We start from the raw sequence: 15,022 nt of genomic DNA, 5'->3' as shown, positions 1-15,022 counted from the left end.
CCTCACACCACCGTCGCCGCATGGCGCGCGATGTCGCCAGGCCGGCAGAGCCACACTTCCTCCTGTGCCGCCGCGATATGCGCGAAGACGCGGCGGAGGTGTTTCAGGCGAAAGGCATGCCCCACGAGGAAGGGATGCAGCGACAGGTTGAAGGTCAGCGGCCATTTTTTCGACAAGCGCCGCTGCTCCTCGAACTGGTCGATCAGCGCATCGGCCCAATCCGCGGGCGGCCATTTCGCAGCGTGCAGGATGGGGATGTCGTTGGTCGGCTTCGAATAGGGCACCGTCACCAGCGACCCGGCGCCGCGCGTGACCAGGCGCGTCGGCTGGTCATCATGCGTCCAGTCCATGACATAGTCGAAGCCCGCCTCCGCCAGCAGGTCCGGCGTCACATGCGTCTCCGCCACCCAGGGGCCCATCCAGCCACGGGGCGCCACGCCTTCCTCCGCCGCGATGCGCGCGCGGCATGCGGCGATCATCGCGCGCTCCGTCGCCTCATCCATGTCGCATTGCCGTTCGGCATTGGTGCGGCCATGGCCCACCACCTCATCGCCCCTGGCGCGGAAGGCCTCGGCGACGGGCGGGCAGAGGTCGTAGATCGCGGTGTTCATCAGCGCGGCGGCAGGCAGCGCGTATTCGTCCAGCGAATCGAGCAGGTTCCAGACGCCGACGCGGTTGCCCCAATCGCGGAAGCCGTAGTTCTGCACATCGGGCTCCGGCAGCGGATTCACGAGCGGGATGCCCATGCCTTCCGCAAAGGGAAAGGCCTCCAGGTTCACCGCGATGAACACCGCGAGCCGCTTCCCGCCCGGCCAGTCCCAGGCCGGCCGTTGCGCGATGGCGGAATAGGCGTAGCGCCCGTGGTCCCGCATCACGGCTCGATCGCGAAGGCGACGCCGAATTCGGCATCGAGGCGCACCGTGTGGTGGTCCACCTCATTCGTGTCCGAGAGTTCGAGGTTCAGGAAATCCTGCGTCTCAGCCTCGAAGAACGGTCCCGCATGCCAGGTGCCGCGATGCAGGGCCAGCGCCTTGTCGCCGGGGATGCGGAAGATGCGGATCGCGGCCGGGTCGGGCTTGGCATCGGGCATGTCGGCATCGCCGGCGGGCGCCAGGCCGATGAACCACTCGCCCCCCATCGTCGCCGCCAGGCATTGCGTCACCCGGGTGTGGCGCGTGATGCCGCGCACCAGCATCGGGCGCTTCACCAGCCGCATGATGTAGAGCCGCGGCGTGCCGCGCCCCAGTTCAAGCCGCGCATCGGCGGGGCCGAAGGGCGTGCCGTCCTCCCCGGCCTCCACCAGCGTGCCGAAGGGCGCCAGGGCTTCCACCGTCGCCGCTCCCGGCTTCACGGGGATGATGCGTGGGTCGCTCATGCGGCTACGGTCTCCGGCAGGGTGGAAGGGGGCAGGTTGAAGGGGGCGAGTTCGGCGTGGTCGCCGCCCAGGAACCAGGCCCAGTCGCTTTCCTGCTGGTCCAGGAACAGCCGGCGTTTCACCCCCTCCACCAGCCGCGGCGCGACGTATTTCATCGCGCTGATCGACGCCGCGACGGGCCCCAGGCTGAGCGAGGCGTTGTTGGTGATGGTGAAGATCCGTCCGAGCCACGGCGCCGCCCCCGGCAGCCTTTCGGTGAAGCCGCCGAAGCGGTCGAGGTAGGGCTGCCGGCCGAGCCTGGCATCCGCCTGTTCGGCCGGCGGCGTGAAGCGGTCCCGCCACAGCGCGGCATGCGGCAACAGCGCGGCGTATTCGGACCTCATCGCCATGTCGGCGGTGAAGCCGGTGGCGATCACCAGCCGGTCGAAGACCAGGCGCTTGCCATTGCCTTCGACGATGATCTCGCCGCCCGTCCAGCGCACCTGGTCCCAGGGCATGCCGGTGCGCAGCCGGAAGCCGGGCTCGGCCATCGCGGCATCGAAGGTGGGCTGCGGCGGCGGCTGGCCGATCTGGCGCAGCCGGGTCGCATAGGCCCATTTCGCGGCATCCGGCAGGTCCACGTAATGGGCCAGGTGCCCGGCGCTTTCCATCCAGCGCCGCGGATTGTCGCGCGGCAATTCGGGCCGCCGCACGCAGACCTCCGCGCGCGTCGCACCGGCCTGCAGCGCCGCGATCGCGACATCGAAGGCGGTCGCCCCCGCCCCCAGCACGCCCACCCGTTCACCGGCGAAGGCGCCGAGGTCCAGGATGTCATTCGCATGCAGCACGCGGCCGGGTGGCAGGGCGCGGGCGATCGGGGCGGGAATCGCATGGCCGCCGGCGCCGCCGGTGCCGGTCGCCATCACCACGCTGCGGGCGTGGCGCAGCAGCGGGCCGTCCGGCGTTTCGAACAGCAGCCCGATCATCGTGCCATCGGCCGTCGGCTGCATCTCCCGCAGCCGCCAGCCATTGCGCACCGGCAGGTCCAGGACGCGGCGGAACCAGGTGAGGTAGGTGGCCCAGGCGGTGCGGGGGATGCGATACATCGCTTCCCACGACGCCTGCCCATGCTGGGCTTCCCACCAGGCGCGGAAGGTCAGGGATGGCAGGCCGCATTCCGGGCCGGCCAGGTCCTTCGGCGTGCGCAGCATCGTCATGCGCGCGAAACTCATCCAGGGGCCTTCCATCCCCGCCCGCGCCGCATCGAAGACGGCGATGCGCGTCACGCATTCGCGTTTCAGCAGCCCGGCCAATGCCAGGCCGTATTGGCCACCACCGATGATGGCGCAGTCCAGCGCCTCCGCCCCATCGGGCGCGACCAGGGGCGCCACCCAGGGGGCGGTCGGGAAGGCAGTCTGGGCAAGTTCGCGCGCCACCAGGCGCTCCAGCGCGGGCAGGCCTTGCGGGCAGGTCATGGCAACTCCGCCAGGGTTCCGGTTCGGGGATGATCAGGGTGTGGGACACCCACCGCGCGTCCCGGTGCGGGACGCGACGGCCACGGGATCAGGCCGTTGGTCGCCACCGGCCGCGCGCCCGGGCCAGCCCATGGGCGCGCGCCGGCCGGCCAGGGCGCCTGGGGCGGCCGGCGGCGGGACGGGCGGGAAGGGGCGGCCAGGGTGGCATGGGCCGCGGTCTCGCAAGGCCCGTGCCAGCCCCGCGGATGGCCTTTCGCCGCCGTTGCCCCCCGGCGCTGGCCGCGCTTTCGGCAGTCCTGCCCGATCCGCAGGCACCGGATGCCCCCGTTGCACCCTGGTGGGCGCCGTGGGCATTCTCCGCCCGCATGGACGCCGCGACCGACCTTTCCCCGCTGCTGTCAGCCGTCGCCGGGGGCGACCGGCACGCCTTGCGGGCGGTCTATGAACGCCAGTCGACGCGACTGTTCGGCGTGGCCAATGCCATCCTGCGGGACCGGGACGCCGCGGCGGATGCGCTGCAGGACGCCTTCCTGAAGATCGCCCGCCGGGCGGACCAGTTCGACCCCAGCCGCGGCAGCGCGGAAGCCTGGCTGGCCGCCATCGTCCGCTACGCCGCCCTCGACCTGGCCCGCGCCAGGGGGCGGGAGATCCCGACCGACGACCCCACCCTCGGCGACACCCCCGTGGAATCCGACGCGCTGGACCGCATCGCGGCGGAGGCCGAGGGCGCGCGGCTGCGCGAATGCCTTTCGGGGCTGGAGGAGCGGAACCGCCGCGGGATCGTGCTGGCCTTCGTGCATGGCCTGTCCCATGCCCAGATCGCGGCGCGGCTCGACCTGCCGCTCGGCACCGTGAAGGCGTGGATCCGCCGCGGGTTGCTGCGGCTGCGGGAGTGCCTGGCATGACCCCCCTGGGCATGACACCAGAGGAGAGGGAGGCGCTGGCCGCCGAATACGTCCTCGGCACGCTGGAAGCGCGGGAGGCCGCCGCCGTCGCCGCCGCGCTACCCCTCGATGCCGCGCTGGCGGAAGCGGTCGCGGCGTGGGAGGCGAAGCTCGCCCCCCTTGCCACCCTCGCCACGCCGGAAGCCCCGCCGCCCGATCTGTGGCGCCGGATCGAGGCCGCTCTGGACCCCGCGCCGGCCCTCCCCGCCGCGCCCTGGTGGCGGAAGCTGCTCGACCCCTGGCGCGCGGGGGCCATCGGCGCCACCGCCGTCGCCGCCGGCCTGGCCGCGTTCATGGTCCTGCGCCCGGCGCCGGAGCCGCGGCTGATGACCGTGCTGCTGACCGATCGCGAACAGCCGGCCTGGCTGGTGGAGGCCGATCGCGCCGGCATCCGCCTCGCCTCCCTCAACACGCGGCCGGCACCGCCGGACCGGGTGCTGGAATTGTGGGCGCTGCCGCAGGGCGCGACGGCGCCGACCTCGCTCGGCCTGATCCCGGCGGATGGCCGCATCACCGTCCGGCCGGCCACGATCCGCCCCAGCCCGGGGATGCTGATCGAGATCACGCTCGAACCGCCGGGGGGGTCGCCGATCGGCCGCCCGACCGGCCCGATCCAGTTCATCGGCCGCCTGGCGCCGGCCACGGGTTCGTGATCGCGATTATTTCGTAGCGGCTGCGTCCAGCCGCACCCGCCCTCCGTAACGCCGCCAGCGAGGCCCGATCGGCCCCGTGCCCGACAACGGAGAAACGCGATGTCCCCGACCCTGCGCTACAGCCTGTTCGCCGCCGCCCTCATCGCCGCCGCCCCCGCCAGCGCCACGACGCTGATCGGCCTGACGGCCGAGAACAGCCTGGTCCGCATCGATGGCGAAACCCGCCGCGCGAGCGCGCCGGTCCGCATCACCGGTGCCGAGGGCCGCGTCATCGGCATCGACCAGCGGCCGCAGGATGGCCGCCTCTATGGCGTGACGGATCGCAGCCAGATCGTCGCCATCGATCCCGCGACGGGTCGTGCCACGCAGGTCTCCCGCCTCGCCATGCCCTTCGATGGCGGCGGCCGCGCCGTGGTGGATTTCAACCCGGTCGCCAACCGGCTGCGCCTGATGGGCATGAACGGCACGAATTTCCGCGTGAACGTCGATACCGGGGAAGTCGTGCGCGACGGCACGCTGAAGTATGGCGAAGGCGCCAACGCCAACACCACGCCGCGCATCACCGCCGGCGCCTACAGCAACAGCGTCGCGCCGCCCGCCAATGCGCCGGCAGCCGGGCAGCCGGGCGCGCCGACGACGGCGCTCTACACGCTCGATACCCTGCTCGGCAGCTTCAACCTGCAGGCGCCGCCGAATGACGGCGTGCAGCAGCCCCGCGGCATGGTCGGCATGACGCTGCCCGCCAGCACGGCCTTCGACATCCTGACCGATGCGCAGGGCGGCAATACGGGCTTCGTGCTGGCCAGCGGCACGCTGCACACCATCGACATGGCGAATGGCCGCCTGACCGCGACCGGCGCCGTGGCCGGCCTGCCCCCGGCCGAGGTGATCGATATCGCCGCGATGCGGTGATGCGGTTCCACCGCGGCACGCCTGCGGCGTGACGCGGTGGTGGAGCCCACCATGGCCGGCCACCCCTCCCACCCCGGCCGGCCATGAGGCGGCGGCGGCGAACGCCCGCGATGCGGGATCGCGCCGCCGCCGCCCTGCGGGGACAGGGCGCTGCCGCAAACCGGCAGGCCGCAAGGCGGGCCGGGGCAGCGATCCCGGCCTCGCCCCGTTCGGCAGGGATGTCAGAACAGCGACATCTGTACCGGCCTCGCCGCGCGGGCGAAGGCGGTTTCCGGCACCAGCAGCCCGCGCAGCCCCGGCCGCTCCAGCCCCCGCGCGCGATGCCCTGGCAGGAGCACGAAGGGCAGCACCTTGGGGAGCGACACGCGCAGCCGCGCCAAATCCTCCGCCCGCACCAGCATGTGCCGGCGCGCGGCGATGATCCGGTCCACGGTCCTGGCCCCCAGCCCCGGCACGCGCAGCAGCGCCTCCCGCGGCGCGGTGTTCACATCGACGGGGAAGTGTTCCCGGTGCTTCAGCGCCCAGGCGGTCTTGGGGTCCAGTTCCAGGTCCAGCATGCCGCCCTCCCCGCCCGCCATGATCTCCTCACGCGAAAAGCCGTAGAAGCGCAGCAGCCAGTCGGCCTGGTAGAGGCGGTGTTCGCGCACCAGCGGCGGCGCGATCGGCGGCAGCAGGCGGGATGCATCGGGGATGGGCGAATAGGCGGAGTAGTAGACGCGGCGCATCCGGTACCCCGCATAGAGGTCCGTCGCGGTGCCGAGGATCACGCCGTCATCCGCCCCGTCCGCGCCCACGATCATCTGGGTGGATTGCCCCGCGGGCGCGAAGCGCTTGGGCTGCGCGCGGCGGGCGGTCTTCACGGCGTCCTGCGATTCCTCGATCCGCCCGCGCAGCCCCGCCATCGCCACCCGGATGCGGCGGAAATCCTTCTCCGGCGCCAGCGCCGTCAGGCTCTCCGCCTTCGGCAGTTCCACGTTGATGGACAGGCGGTCGGCGTGGCGCCCCGCCTCCGCCAGCAGTTCCGGCGCGGCATCGGGGATGGTCTTCAGGTGGATGTAGCCGCGAAATCCATGCTCCTCCCGCAGCGTCCGCGCCACCAGCACCAGTTGTTCCATCGTGTAGTCCGGGGACCGGATGATGCCGGAGGACAGGAACAGCCCCTCGATCGTGTTGCGGCGATAGAAGGCCAGCGTCAGGTCCACCACCTCCCGCACCGAGAACCGGGCGCGGCGGACGTTGGAGGATGCTCGGTTCACGCAATAGGCGCAGTCGAAGACGCAGGCATTGGTCAGCAGGATCTTGAGGAGGGAGATGCAGCGGCCGTCCGGCGCATAGGCATGGCAGATGCCCGACCCCTCCGTGCTGCCGAGGCCGCCCTTCAGGCTGTTGCGCTGCGTGGTGCCGGAGGAAGCGCAGGATGCGTCATACTTCGCGGCATCGGCCAGGATTTCGAGCTTCTCGCGCAGCTCCATGGGGGACGGAATCCAGCAGGTTTTCGTTCATGTTATGTTCAAGTCGCCGGGGCGCAAGGGCTGCCGCCCGCTACCGGATCCGCCAGCGCCGCCACATCGCCACCCAGGCGCCCAGCCCGCCGACGAAGACCGTGGTGGCGACCGCCCAGACCAGCAGGATCACGATCACCGCCTTCAGCGGCGACGGGCCTGCCATCATGGTCGCGGCCAGGCCGGCTGCCTCAGGCAGATGTTCAGCCGATGCGCTGCGCATGCGTCTCCTCCCGTCCCGATTGGGGCACCAACGCGGCAGCGCGGAAGTTCCCGCAACCGGATCGCTTTCTTGTGATGACCGGGGGGGCGGGCGGTCCCCTCGTCGCCCCTGGGCGGATGAAAGCCGGTGCGCAATGTTACGCCGATGAAGCGCTCGGACACGGATTGCATACCGCCGGTGAACACCCCGTCCCCGGCGGCGCCGTCGCTGGAGACCATCCTGGCGGAGCTGCGCCGCCTGGCGATCGGGGCGCTGGATGGCGGCCATCCGGTGGTGGCCGCGAGGATCGCCGCCGTGGCGGACCAGGTCGAGGCCGCCGCCTGGCCGCCCCGCCCCCCTCGCCCGCGCTACGGCGCCGGTCGCGCCGCCGCGCCGGCCGAGGAGACGCCACCGCCCATCACCGGCGCGCCGCCCCCGGCGTGATGCCGAAGGCCGCGCGGAAGGCCGCGCCGAAGGCCGGCGCGCTGGCATAGCCCACCGCCGCCGCCGCCCGCGCCGGCGTTTCCCCGCTGGCCAGCCGCGATGCCGCCTCCGCCAGCCGCAGAGTCTGCCGCCAGCGCGCGAAGCCCATGCCGGTCTCCGCCAGGAAGAGCCGTTCCAGCGTCCGCGGGCTTGCGCCGGCCTGTTCGGCCCAATCCTCCAGCCGGCGCGGGCTGGCGGGATCCTGCCGCAGCGCCGCCGCCAGGCGCTTCAGCCGGGCGTCGCGGGGTTCCGGCACGCGGAAGGGCAGCGCCGGCGCGCGGGCGATCTCATCGAGGATCAACGCCGCCAGGTGCCCGCCGCGTCCCGCGGGGTCCCATTCCAGCGGCTCCGCGCAGGCAGCCAGGATGAGTTCGCGCAACAGGGGCGAGACGGCGAGCACCGTCGCCTCCCCCGGCCCCGCCGCCGCGGCATCGGCGCGCAGGAACAGCGCCCGCATCGCGACGCCGCCTTCCGTCTCCACGCGATGCGGCTCCCGCGCCGGCATCCACAGCGCATGGCCCGGCGGCACCACGAAACCCGCCGCGTCGGTGGCGATGCGCATGGTGCCCCGCGTGGCCCAGAGGAGTTGCGCGCGGTCATGCGCGTGGCGGGGAACACCCTCCCCATCCGCGTAGTCCCGCGCGAAGGCGGCGAGCGGCCGGTCCACCCCGTCCTGCGGCAGGTCGCGCCGCGGGGCAGGCGCACGGTCGGTTTGGCGGTTTGGCGACATGGACTGTCGGGACGTCTCCGATGCGCCAGCCTAGCATGGTCCCAGTCAGGATAGTTGGAAACGGCACTCATGGACGCGGCCCGGCGGACGATCTGGTTCATCAACGCGGCGCATATCTTCACCCATTACGGGCTGCTGATCCTGGCCACCGCCGTGCTCGGCATCCTGCTGCAGGAACCGGAGGTCTTCGGCACCGGCTACGGCCCGATCGTCGCGCTCGGCACGGGCATGTTCGTGGTCTACGGCATCGGGTCGCTGCCCATGGGCAATCTGGCGGACCGCTTCGGCCGGCCGGCGCTGATGGCGGCCTTCTTCCTCGGCACCGGGGCCGCGATGGTGGCGGCGGGCTTCGCGACGGGGCCTGTCACGCTGGCCCTCGCACTCGGTTTCATGGGCGCCTTCAGCGCCATCTACCACCCCATCGGCACCGCCATGCTGGTGGATGCGGCCGGGGAGAAGGTGGGCCGCGCCATGGGCATCAACGGCGTCTTCGGCAATGCCGGCGTGGCGCTGGCCCCGGCCGTCACGGCCTTCCTGGCCGCCGCCATCGGCTGGCGCTGGGCCTTCATCATCCCGGGCCTGCTCTGCCTCGCCGTCGGCCTGCTCTACCTGCGCGAAGGCCCGGAGGACAGCGCCAAGGCCAAGGCGGGCTCCAAGCCCTTCCCGGAGATCCCGCCCGCCATCGTCCGCCGCGCCGTGGTGGTGCTGATGAGCCTGGCCGCCGTCTCCGGCTTCATCTTCAACGCCTTCACCATCCTGCTGCCGAAGCTGATGGAGGAGCGGCTGGCCAATTCGCCGGAGCTGCTGCCAGTGGTCGGCGTGCTCGCCTTCCTCGCCATCATCTGCGGCGGCATCACGCAACTCACGGTCGGGCGTCTGATCGACCGCAACACGCTGAAGCGCGTCTTCCTGCCGCTGGCCTGCGTGCCGCTGCCCGGGCTCGCGCTGCTGTCCTTCCTGGATGGCTGGGCGGTACTGCCCGTCGCGGGCCTGCTGGCGGCGGCCATCTTCGGCCAGGTCACGGTGAATGAGACGATGACGGCGCGCTATGTCGGCCCCGCCCTGCGCACGCGGCTCTATTCCATCCGCTTCTTCGTAGGCTTCCTCGGCGCCGCCGCGGCCAGCCCCGTCATCGCCTGGCTGCACGGCACGGCGGGCGGGCTTGGCAGCGTGTTGCTGGTGCTGTCGGCCTTCGGCGGCGTCACCTTCCTCTGCGCCCTGGCCTTCCCCGACCGGCGGGAGGAGCTGGCGCCGGAACTCTGGGCGCGCGCGCCGGAAGCGCCGCGCGGGCTGGCGCAGGCCGCGGAATAGCCGCCGGGCCGGGCAGCGACCGTCAAGCCCTGCTGTCCCGGCCGAAATCCCGCGCGACCGGCCCGAGCCGGTCGCGCATCCCATCGGTTACGCCCAGGAAGAAGGCCCGCAGCGCCTGCCAGCTTCGCCCGGCCGCGGCGTACAGCACGGATTGCGCCGCGATGGTCAGCGCCGCGCGGCATTTCCACGCCACCGGCACGGAGGCCAGGCGCAGCATCGCCACCTGGTTGCGCGCATGGGTGTACAGCCGCCGCGGCGGCTGCCGCGCCAGCCGCAGCCCGAGCAACGGCACGCGCAGCACCCCGCTGCCCAGCCGGTGCGGCATGGGCATGGTCGCCAGCATCCAGCAGGAGAAATGCCCCGCCCAGGCGCGCAGGCACCATTCGATGTCCACGGCATCGATGAAGAAATCCTCGCGGAACCAGCCCACCGCCTCGAAGGCCGCGAGGTCGATGAGCGAGCCGGAGGAGATGACGAATTCGAGCGGCACGGCGCCCGCGACCGGCGCCGCCGCGCCCCGGCGGAAGGCCCGCGGCGCCTTGCAGCCGCAGCCCCGCGCCGCCACGGGCATGGGGCCCACCACCGCCGGGCATTCGCCAGCCGCGATCAGCCGCGCCCGCGCGCCCCGCAGTGCCGCCACCATCGCTGATGGGGGGGAACTGTCCTGGTCCAGCAGCAGCAGCGCCTCGAACCCCTCCGCCCGCGCCACCGCCGCCATGCGGTTGTAGGCGACGCCAAGGCCCTGGTTGCTGCCATCCCCGAGCAGCACCGGCGCCCGCCGGCCCGGGCGGTCCAGCACCGCGCGCGCCGCCGCATCCAGTGGCGCGTTGAGGAACAGGTAGACCCGCGTCACGGAGGCCTCGAGCGCCGCCAGCGACTCCTCCAGCAGCGCCGGCGCGGGGTGGAACAGCACGATGCCGGCGGCGATCATGCCGCGCCCTCCCGCGGCCAGCCGAAGCGGGAGAAGGTGCTGTCGGCCGTGCAGGCCGCCAGCTGCGGCAGGTTCGGGTTGTGGAAGGGATCGGCGGCCAGGGTCTCCGCCCAGCGCTGGCGCATCACCGCGCGTGCCGCCTCCATGGCCGCCAAGCCTTCCGGCAGCGGCCCCGGCAGGGCGTCCAGCACGCCACGATGCATCAGCATGGCGAAGGGCGTGTGCAGCACGCGCATCCCGCGCCAGCGAAGCCGCAGGCACAAATCCACGTCATGCATCGCATGCGGCAGCGCCTCCTCATCCAGCCCACCGGCGGATTCGAACACCGCGCGGCGCAGCATCATGACGGCACCGGACACGGCGGAAACCTGCCGCGCCAGCGCCAGCATGCCGCCCGGGCCGACCTCCCCGGCCATGGCATCCGGCGCCACGGGCCGCACCACCGCCGCCGGGTCCAGCGCATAGCCCGCATGCAGCAGGCGCCCGTCATGGCCCATCAGCTTCGCCCCCACGGCGCCCACGGGCTGGCGCAGCGCCTGGCCGGCCAGTTCCCCGATCCAGTAGGGGGACAGGACATCCATCGCGGGGTCCAGCAGCAGCAGCAGTGAACCCCGCGCCTCCGCCGCCGCCAGGTTCAGCGCGCCCGCGCGGCTGGTGCCCGGCGGCACGTCCAGGAAGCGGACCCGCGCATCGAGCGGGCGGAAGGCGCCCGCCGGCGGACTGGCCGGATCGCCGCCGCGCTCCTGCATGGGCGCGGCGACGATCATCTCCAGCTCCGCCCATTGGGTCCTGCGCAGCACGCCATCGGCGCATTCCGGCAGCCGGCCGCCCCGCGGCATCGCCACCAGCACGCTGACCAGCGGCCGCGGCATGCGCACCGGATGCACCACGCGGTGCCAGCTCGGCGCCAGCGGCGCCGGCTGCAGCACCACCCCCACCTCGCCCGCGGCGGCCAGGCTTTCCATCACCGCGGCGCGGGAGGCACGGACGCAGCGCGCGGCCTCCCGCTTCGAGTAGCTGCCCTGGGCCGGCTGCCGCCAGTGATAGAGGATGCGCGGGATGTGATGGATGCGCGCCGGTGTCGTCGCCGCCGCCGCGCGCAGCGCCAGGTCATGGTCCTGGCTGCCATTGAAGCCCGGCCGCAGCCCGCCGATCCGCCGCAGCAGCCGCTTGGAATAGACGCCGAGATGGCTGACCAGGTTCTGCGCCAGCAGCAGGTCAGGGTCGAAATCCGGCTTGAAATAGGGCGCGAAGCGCCGCCCCTGCGCATCGATCTTGTCCTCGTCCGAATAGGCGATGTCGAGGTCGGGGTGCTGGCGCACCAGCGCCGCCACGTCATGCAGCGCGCGGGCCGGCAGCAGGTCGTCATGGTCCATCAGCAGCACGAAATCGCCGCGGGCCATGCCGATGGCATCGTTGGTGGCGCGGGCGATGTGGCCGTTGCGCGTGCGCCGGCGCCAGCGGATGCGCGGATCCACCGCCGCCATCTCCGCCAGCAGCGCCTCCACATGGCCGGATGGCGAGGCATCGTCCACCGCGCAGAGTTCCCAATGGGGGTAGGTCTGCGCCTTCAGGGATTCGATCGCCTGGCGCAGCAGCGCCGGCGGCGTCTCATGAACCGGCATGGCGATGGACAGCAGCGGCGGGTTGCGCCGCTCCATCGCCTCCCGCCGCATCGCCTGCGCCTCGGCCTCCGTCAGCGTGTCATGCGCCTCGATCCAACGCTGGTAGCCCAGCGCATCGGGCGTCGGCAGGGCGCGCAGGCAGGGACGCAGCAGCGGCAGCGCGGGACGGGCCAGGCCGCGAAGGCCGGCGCGCAGCGCGGGGTGCCGGCGCAACTCCCCCAGCAGCGCGGCGGCGATGCGGGCAACGGGCCGATGGGAAGCAAGGGGCTTGGAGGAGGTCATCACGGGGTCCGCCTTGTGGTCTGGCCGCACCATAGAGTGGGAAATTTTCCCACGTCAACGATGTGGGCTGATTTCCCACGTCACGACGTGTTACGCTGGCGCACACCCGGAAGTGTCCGTCCCTTGTCCGACCCGCCCACGACCCCCCAGGGCACCCCCCCCCAGGGCCCGCCCCTGGCGCCGGCCCTCATGCGGCCGCTCGCCCGGCTGCTGCGCCCGCTACTGCGGCTGATGATCCGCGCCGGCCTCACCTGGCCCGTCTTCGCGGAGCTGGTCCGCGCCCTCTATGTCCAGGTGGCGGCGGAGGAGATCGCGACCGCGGCCGCCCGCACCGACAGCCGCCTCAGCCTGATGACGGGCGTGCACCGGAAGGAGATCCGGCGCCTGCGCGAACAGCCCCCGGATGCGCCCGCGGTGCCGGCGGTGGTGACGCGCGGCAGCCAGCTCGTCGCCCGCTGGCTCGGCCTGCCCGCCTTCACGGATGCCGAGGGGCGGCCCCTGCCCCTGCCCCGCACGGCGCCGCCCGGCGAACCCTCCTTCGAGGCGCTGGTGAGCGCCGTGACGCGCGACATCCGGCCCCGCGCCGTGCTGGATGATTGGCTGGCCCAGGGCCTGGTGCGCCTGGACGGGGAGGATCGCGCCATCCTCCAGGCCTCGGCCTTCGTGCCGCGGCCGGGGACGGAGGCGCAGCTGCACTACTTTGCCCGTAATCTACACGACCACCTGGCCGCCGCCACCGCGAATGTCGCGGGCGCCTCGCCCGCCTTCCTGGAACGCGCCGTGCACTATGACGGCCTGCCGGAGCCGGTCGCGGATCGGATGGAGGCGCTGAGCCGGGCCGCAGTGGAACGCCTGCTGGTGGAGGTGAACCGGGAGGTCCTGCAGCTGCTGGACAACCAGCCCGACCCGCCGCCGGGCACGCCGACCCGCCGGGTCAACCTCGGCATCTATCTCTATGCCGAACCGGAGGTCCCCGCGGCCCGACCGGCTGCCCGGGCGGAGCCGCGGGCATGAGGGGATGCGCTGCCCTGCTTCTGCTGCTGGCGATGGCGGCCTGCGCGCCCGCGGCGCCGCCGGCCCACCCGGCCTGCCGGATCGGCCCGGATGACGGTCCCGTGCTCGGCAGCGGGGATCGCGGCATCGGCGGCACCGGCGGGCCCGTGGCCACAGGCGTCATGGCGGGCGGGGACCGCGGCATCGGCGGGACGGGCGTGATCGGCGTGGTCACCGGCTTCGCCAGCATCTGCGTCAATGGCGTGGCGGTGGAACATGGCACCGGCCAGGCCGCGGTGCCGCCCGATGGCGGCATCGGCCCCGGCGCCCCGCTGCGGGCCGGGCAGGTCGTCGTCATCCGCGCCCTGGGCGAGGGCGCGGTACTGCGCGCCGACACTGTCGCGGTGCGGCATGCGGTGGTGGGGCCCGTCACCGGGACGCGGCCCGACGGGCTTGTCGTCGCGGGCCAGCCCATCGGCTTCGCCCCGGCGCTCCGCGGCGGCAAGGGCTGGGCGCCCGGCACCTGGGTCGCCGTCAGCGGCCTCGCGCGGCCGGATGGGGTGATCGAGACCACCCGCATCGACCCCGCCACGCCTGGCCCGGTCCTGCTGCGCGGCATGGTGGAACGGGATGACGCCGGGCTCCGGCTCGGCGCCGCGCGCCTGGCGCTGGGGGGCGTCGGCGGCCTGGCACTCGGCCAGCCCGTGGTCGCCACGGGGATCTGGCGCGATGGCCTGCTGGTGCTTGATGCCGTGGCGTCGGACCTGACGCTGGCCGACCCGTCGCGGCGTTTCGGGCCGGACACAAGGCGCCTGCTGGTGGAAGCCTTCGTCGGCGGCGGCACGGATGGGCTGCGGCTGGGTCCCGGCGGGCCGGTCGTGCCAGTCGCCGCCCCCGCATTCCCGGCGCAGGACACCCTGGCGCAGGCGGCGGCAGCCCGCCTGGTCGTGGAAGTGACGCGCCAGGCCGATGGCCGCTTCCTGGCCATTGCCGCGATGCCCCCGCCGGCGATGTCCGACGGGAACGGGCCCCCGGGCGGGGCTGGCGGCCTGGGCGGCCCGCCGGGCGCCGCGCCCCCCGGGGTGGGGCCATCGGGCGCGGGGCAGCCGGGGGGCGGGGGAGGTAGCGGGCCAGGCGGCGGCCCGGGAGGCGGCCCCGGTAGTGGCCCCGGTGGGGGGCCGGGTGGCGGCCCCGGTGGGGGGCCGGGTGGGGGGCCGGGTGGGGGGCCGGGTGGCGGCCCCGGCAGTGGGCCGGGGGGGCGCTGACCCCGCGCGCGGCCTTTCCGCTGGCCTTTCGCCCCCTTCCATGCCATAGCCCCGCCCGGGCCGGTCCCCCGACGGGGCCCCGGCCTTCGCTGCGATGGCAGCGGATGCTTCGAGGATGGGCCGTTCCCGGATGGGAGGATGACGGCGCCTCCGGCCACATGGGCGGCCTTCCCACTGCGCAGACAACGCGGTGGGCCCTCCGCCTCCCCATGCCGCCCGAGTCGCCGACCATCCCTGTCCGATCGGACAGGAACGACATCGCGCGCATCCGTCTTCCTCGCATTCAGCCGTCCGCGGGAAACCCGCGCGGGCGGTGTCATGACGTGGCCCCGCATCCGGCGGGTCCGAGAAGGACGACGC

Annotated in this window: 15 protein-coding genes; 7 read left to right on the top strand and 8 right to left on the bottom strand. The window is 73.4% G+C overall.

Annotated elements, in window-relative coordinates; genetic code table 11:
• Positions 1–2: 2 nt before the first annotated feature.
• Genes BM041_RS01010 through BM041_RS01000 form a run of 3 tightly spaced genes read right to left on the bottom strand, consistent with a single transcriptional unit; the run spans position 3 to position 2,829 of the window.
• Positions 3–872: a polysaccharide deacetylase family protein gene (locus BM041_RS01010; RefSeq protein WP_092954167.1), complete on the bottom strand. Its 870-nt coding sequence runs from the start codon at positions 870–872 to the stop codon at positions 3–5.
• Positions 872–1,375: an ureidoglycolate lyase gene (locus BM041_RS01005; protein ID WP_092954164.1), complete on the bottom strand. Its 504-nt coding sequence runs from the start codon at positions 1,373–1,375 to the stop codon at positions 872–874. Before BM041_RS01005 ends, BM041_RS01010 begins: the two co-directional genes overlap by 1 nt.
• A complete protein-coding gene (locus BM041_RS01000; protein WP_092954161.1) occupies positions 1,372–2,829 on the bottom strand; it encodes an FAD/NAD(P)-binding protein in 1,458 nt (485 codons plus the stop codon). Before BM041_RS01000 ends, BM041_RS01005 begins: the two co-directional genes overlap by 4 nt.
• A 365-nt stretch (positions 2,830–3,194) precedes the next feature.
• Between BM041_RS01000 and BM041_RS00995 the strand changes: the two genes are divergently transcribed.
• From BM041_RS00995 to BM041_RS00985, 3 genes are all read left to right on the top strand, one after another.
• Positions 3,195–3,734: a sigma-70 family RNA polymerase sigma factor gene (locus BM041_RS00995; RefSeq protein WP_092954158.1), complete on the top strand. Its 540-nt coding sequence runs from the start codon at positions 3,195–3,197 to the stop codon at positions 3,732–3,734.
• Positions 3,731–4,426 (top strand): anti-sigma factor, encoded by a 696-nt coding sequence (locus BM041_RS00990; protein WP_092954155.1) that lies wholly within the window; start codon positions 3,731–3,733, stop codon positions 4,424–4,426. The genes BM041_RS00995 and BM041_RS00990 overlap by 4 nt, the downstream gene beginning before the upstream one ends.
• Positions 4,427–4,525: 99 nt before the next feature.
• Positions 4,526–5,338: a DUF4394 domain-containing protein gene (locus BM041_RS00985; protein ID WP_092954152.1), complete on the top strand. Its 813-nt coding sequence runs from the start codon at positions 4,526–4,528 to the stop codon at positions 5,336–5,338.
• Positions 5,339–5,559: 221 nt separating this feature from the next.
• Here the strand turns inward: BM041_RS00985 and BM041_RS00980 are convergent, their stop codons facing one another.
• Both BM041_RS00980 and BM041_RS00975 read right to left on the bottom strand, forming a co-directional pair.
• Entirely contained in the window at positions 5,560–6,810 is a 1,251-nt protein-coding gene (locus BM041_RS00980) for a putative DNA modification/repair radical SAM protein (protein WP_092954149.1), read from the bottom strand.
• A 70-nt stretch (positions 6,811–6,880) separates the two neighbouring features.
• Positions 6,881–7,063, bottom strand: coding sequence for a hypothetical protein (locus BM041_RS00975; protein WP_092954146.1), 183 nt, complete (start codon positions 7,061–7,063; stop codon positions 6,881–6,883).
• Between the two features lie 144 nt (positions 7,064–7,207).
• Here BM041_RS00975 and BM041_RS00970 point away from each other — a divergent pair, with 144 nt between their 5' ends.
• On the top strand, positions 7,208–7,486 hold the full coding sequence (locus tag BM041_RS00970; protein WP_092954143.1) for a hypothetical protein: 279 nt from the start codon (positions 7,208–7,210) through the stop codon (positions 7,484–7,486).
• Here the strand turns inward: BM041_RS00970 and BM041_RS00965 are convergent.
• A complete protein-coding gene (locus tag BM041_RS00965; RefSeq protein WP_245761872.1) occupies positions 7,461–8,192 on the bottom strand; it encodes a helix-turn-helix domain-containing protein in 732 nt (243 codons plus the stop codon). The two genes, BM041_RS00970 and BM041_RS00965, sit on opposite strands and share 26 nt — an antisense overlap.
• 132 nt (positions 8,193–8,324) lie before the next feature.
• Here BM041_RS00965 and BM041_RS00960 point away from each other — a divergent pair, with 132 nt between their 5' ends.
• On the top strand, positions 8,325–9,566 hold the full coding sequence (locus BM041_RS00960) for an MFS transporter (protein WP_092954137.1): 1,242 nt from the start codon (positions 8,325–8,327) through the stop codon (positions 9,564–9,566).
• Between the two features lie 22 nt (positions 9,567–9,588).
• Here the strand turns inward: BM041_RS00960 and BM041_RS00955 are convergent, their stop codons facing one another.
• Positions 9,589–10,497 carry a glycosyltransferase family protein gene (locus BM041_RS00955; RefSeq protein ID WP_092954134.1) on the bottom strand — a complete coding sequence of 303 codons (909 nt, stop codon included), beginning with the start codon at positions 10,495–10,497 and terminating at the stop codon, positions 9,589–9,591.
• Entirely contained in the window at positions 10,494–12,404 is a 1,911-nt protein-coding gene (locus tag BM041_RS00950; RefSeq protein WP_175533649.1) for a glycosyltransferase, read from the bottom strand. The genes BM041_RS00955 and BM041_RS00950 overlap by 4 nt, the downstream gene beginning before the upstream one ends.
• Before the next feature lie 189 nt (positions 12,405–12,593).
• On the opposite strand from BM041_RS00950, the gene BM041_RS00945 reads away from it, so the two are divergent.
• Positions 12,594–13,418: a DUF6502 family protein gene (locus tag BM041_RS00945; protein WP_092957290.1), complete on the top strand. Its 825-nt coding sequence runs from the start codon at positions 12,594–12,596 to the stop codon at positions 13,416–13,418.
• Positions 13,415–14,662, top strand: a complete 1,248-nt coding sequence (locus tag BM041_RS31725; RefSeq protein WP_139225922.1) for a hypothetical protein — start codon at positions 13,415–13,417, stop codon at positions 14,660–14,662. Before BM041_RS00945 ends, BM041_RS31725 begins: the two co-directional genes overlap by 4 nt.
• Positions 14,663–15,022: the final 360 nt, after the last annotated feature.

The organism is Falsiroseomonas stagni DSM 19981 (genome assembly GCF_900114315.1).
Lineage (GTDB): Bacteria > Pseudomonadota > Alphaproteobacteria > Acetobacterales > Acetobacteraceae > Falsiroseomonas > Falsiroseomonas stagni.
Note: the sequence above shows the minus strand (reverse complement) of the source record. Positions and strands in the feature narration are given on the sequence as shown.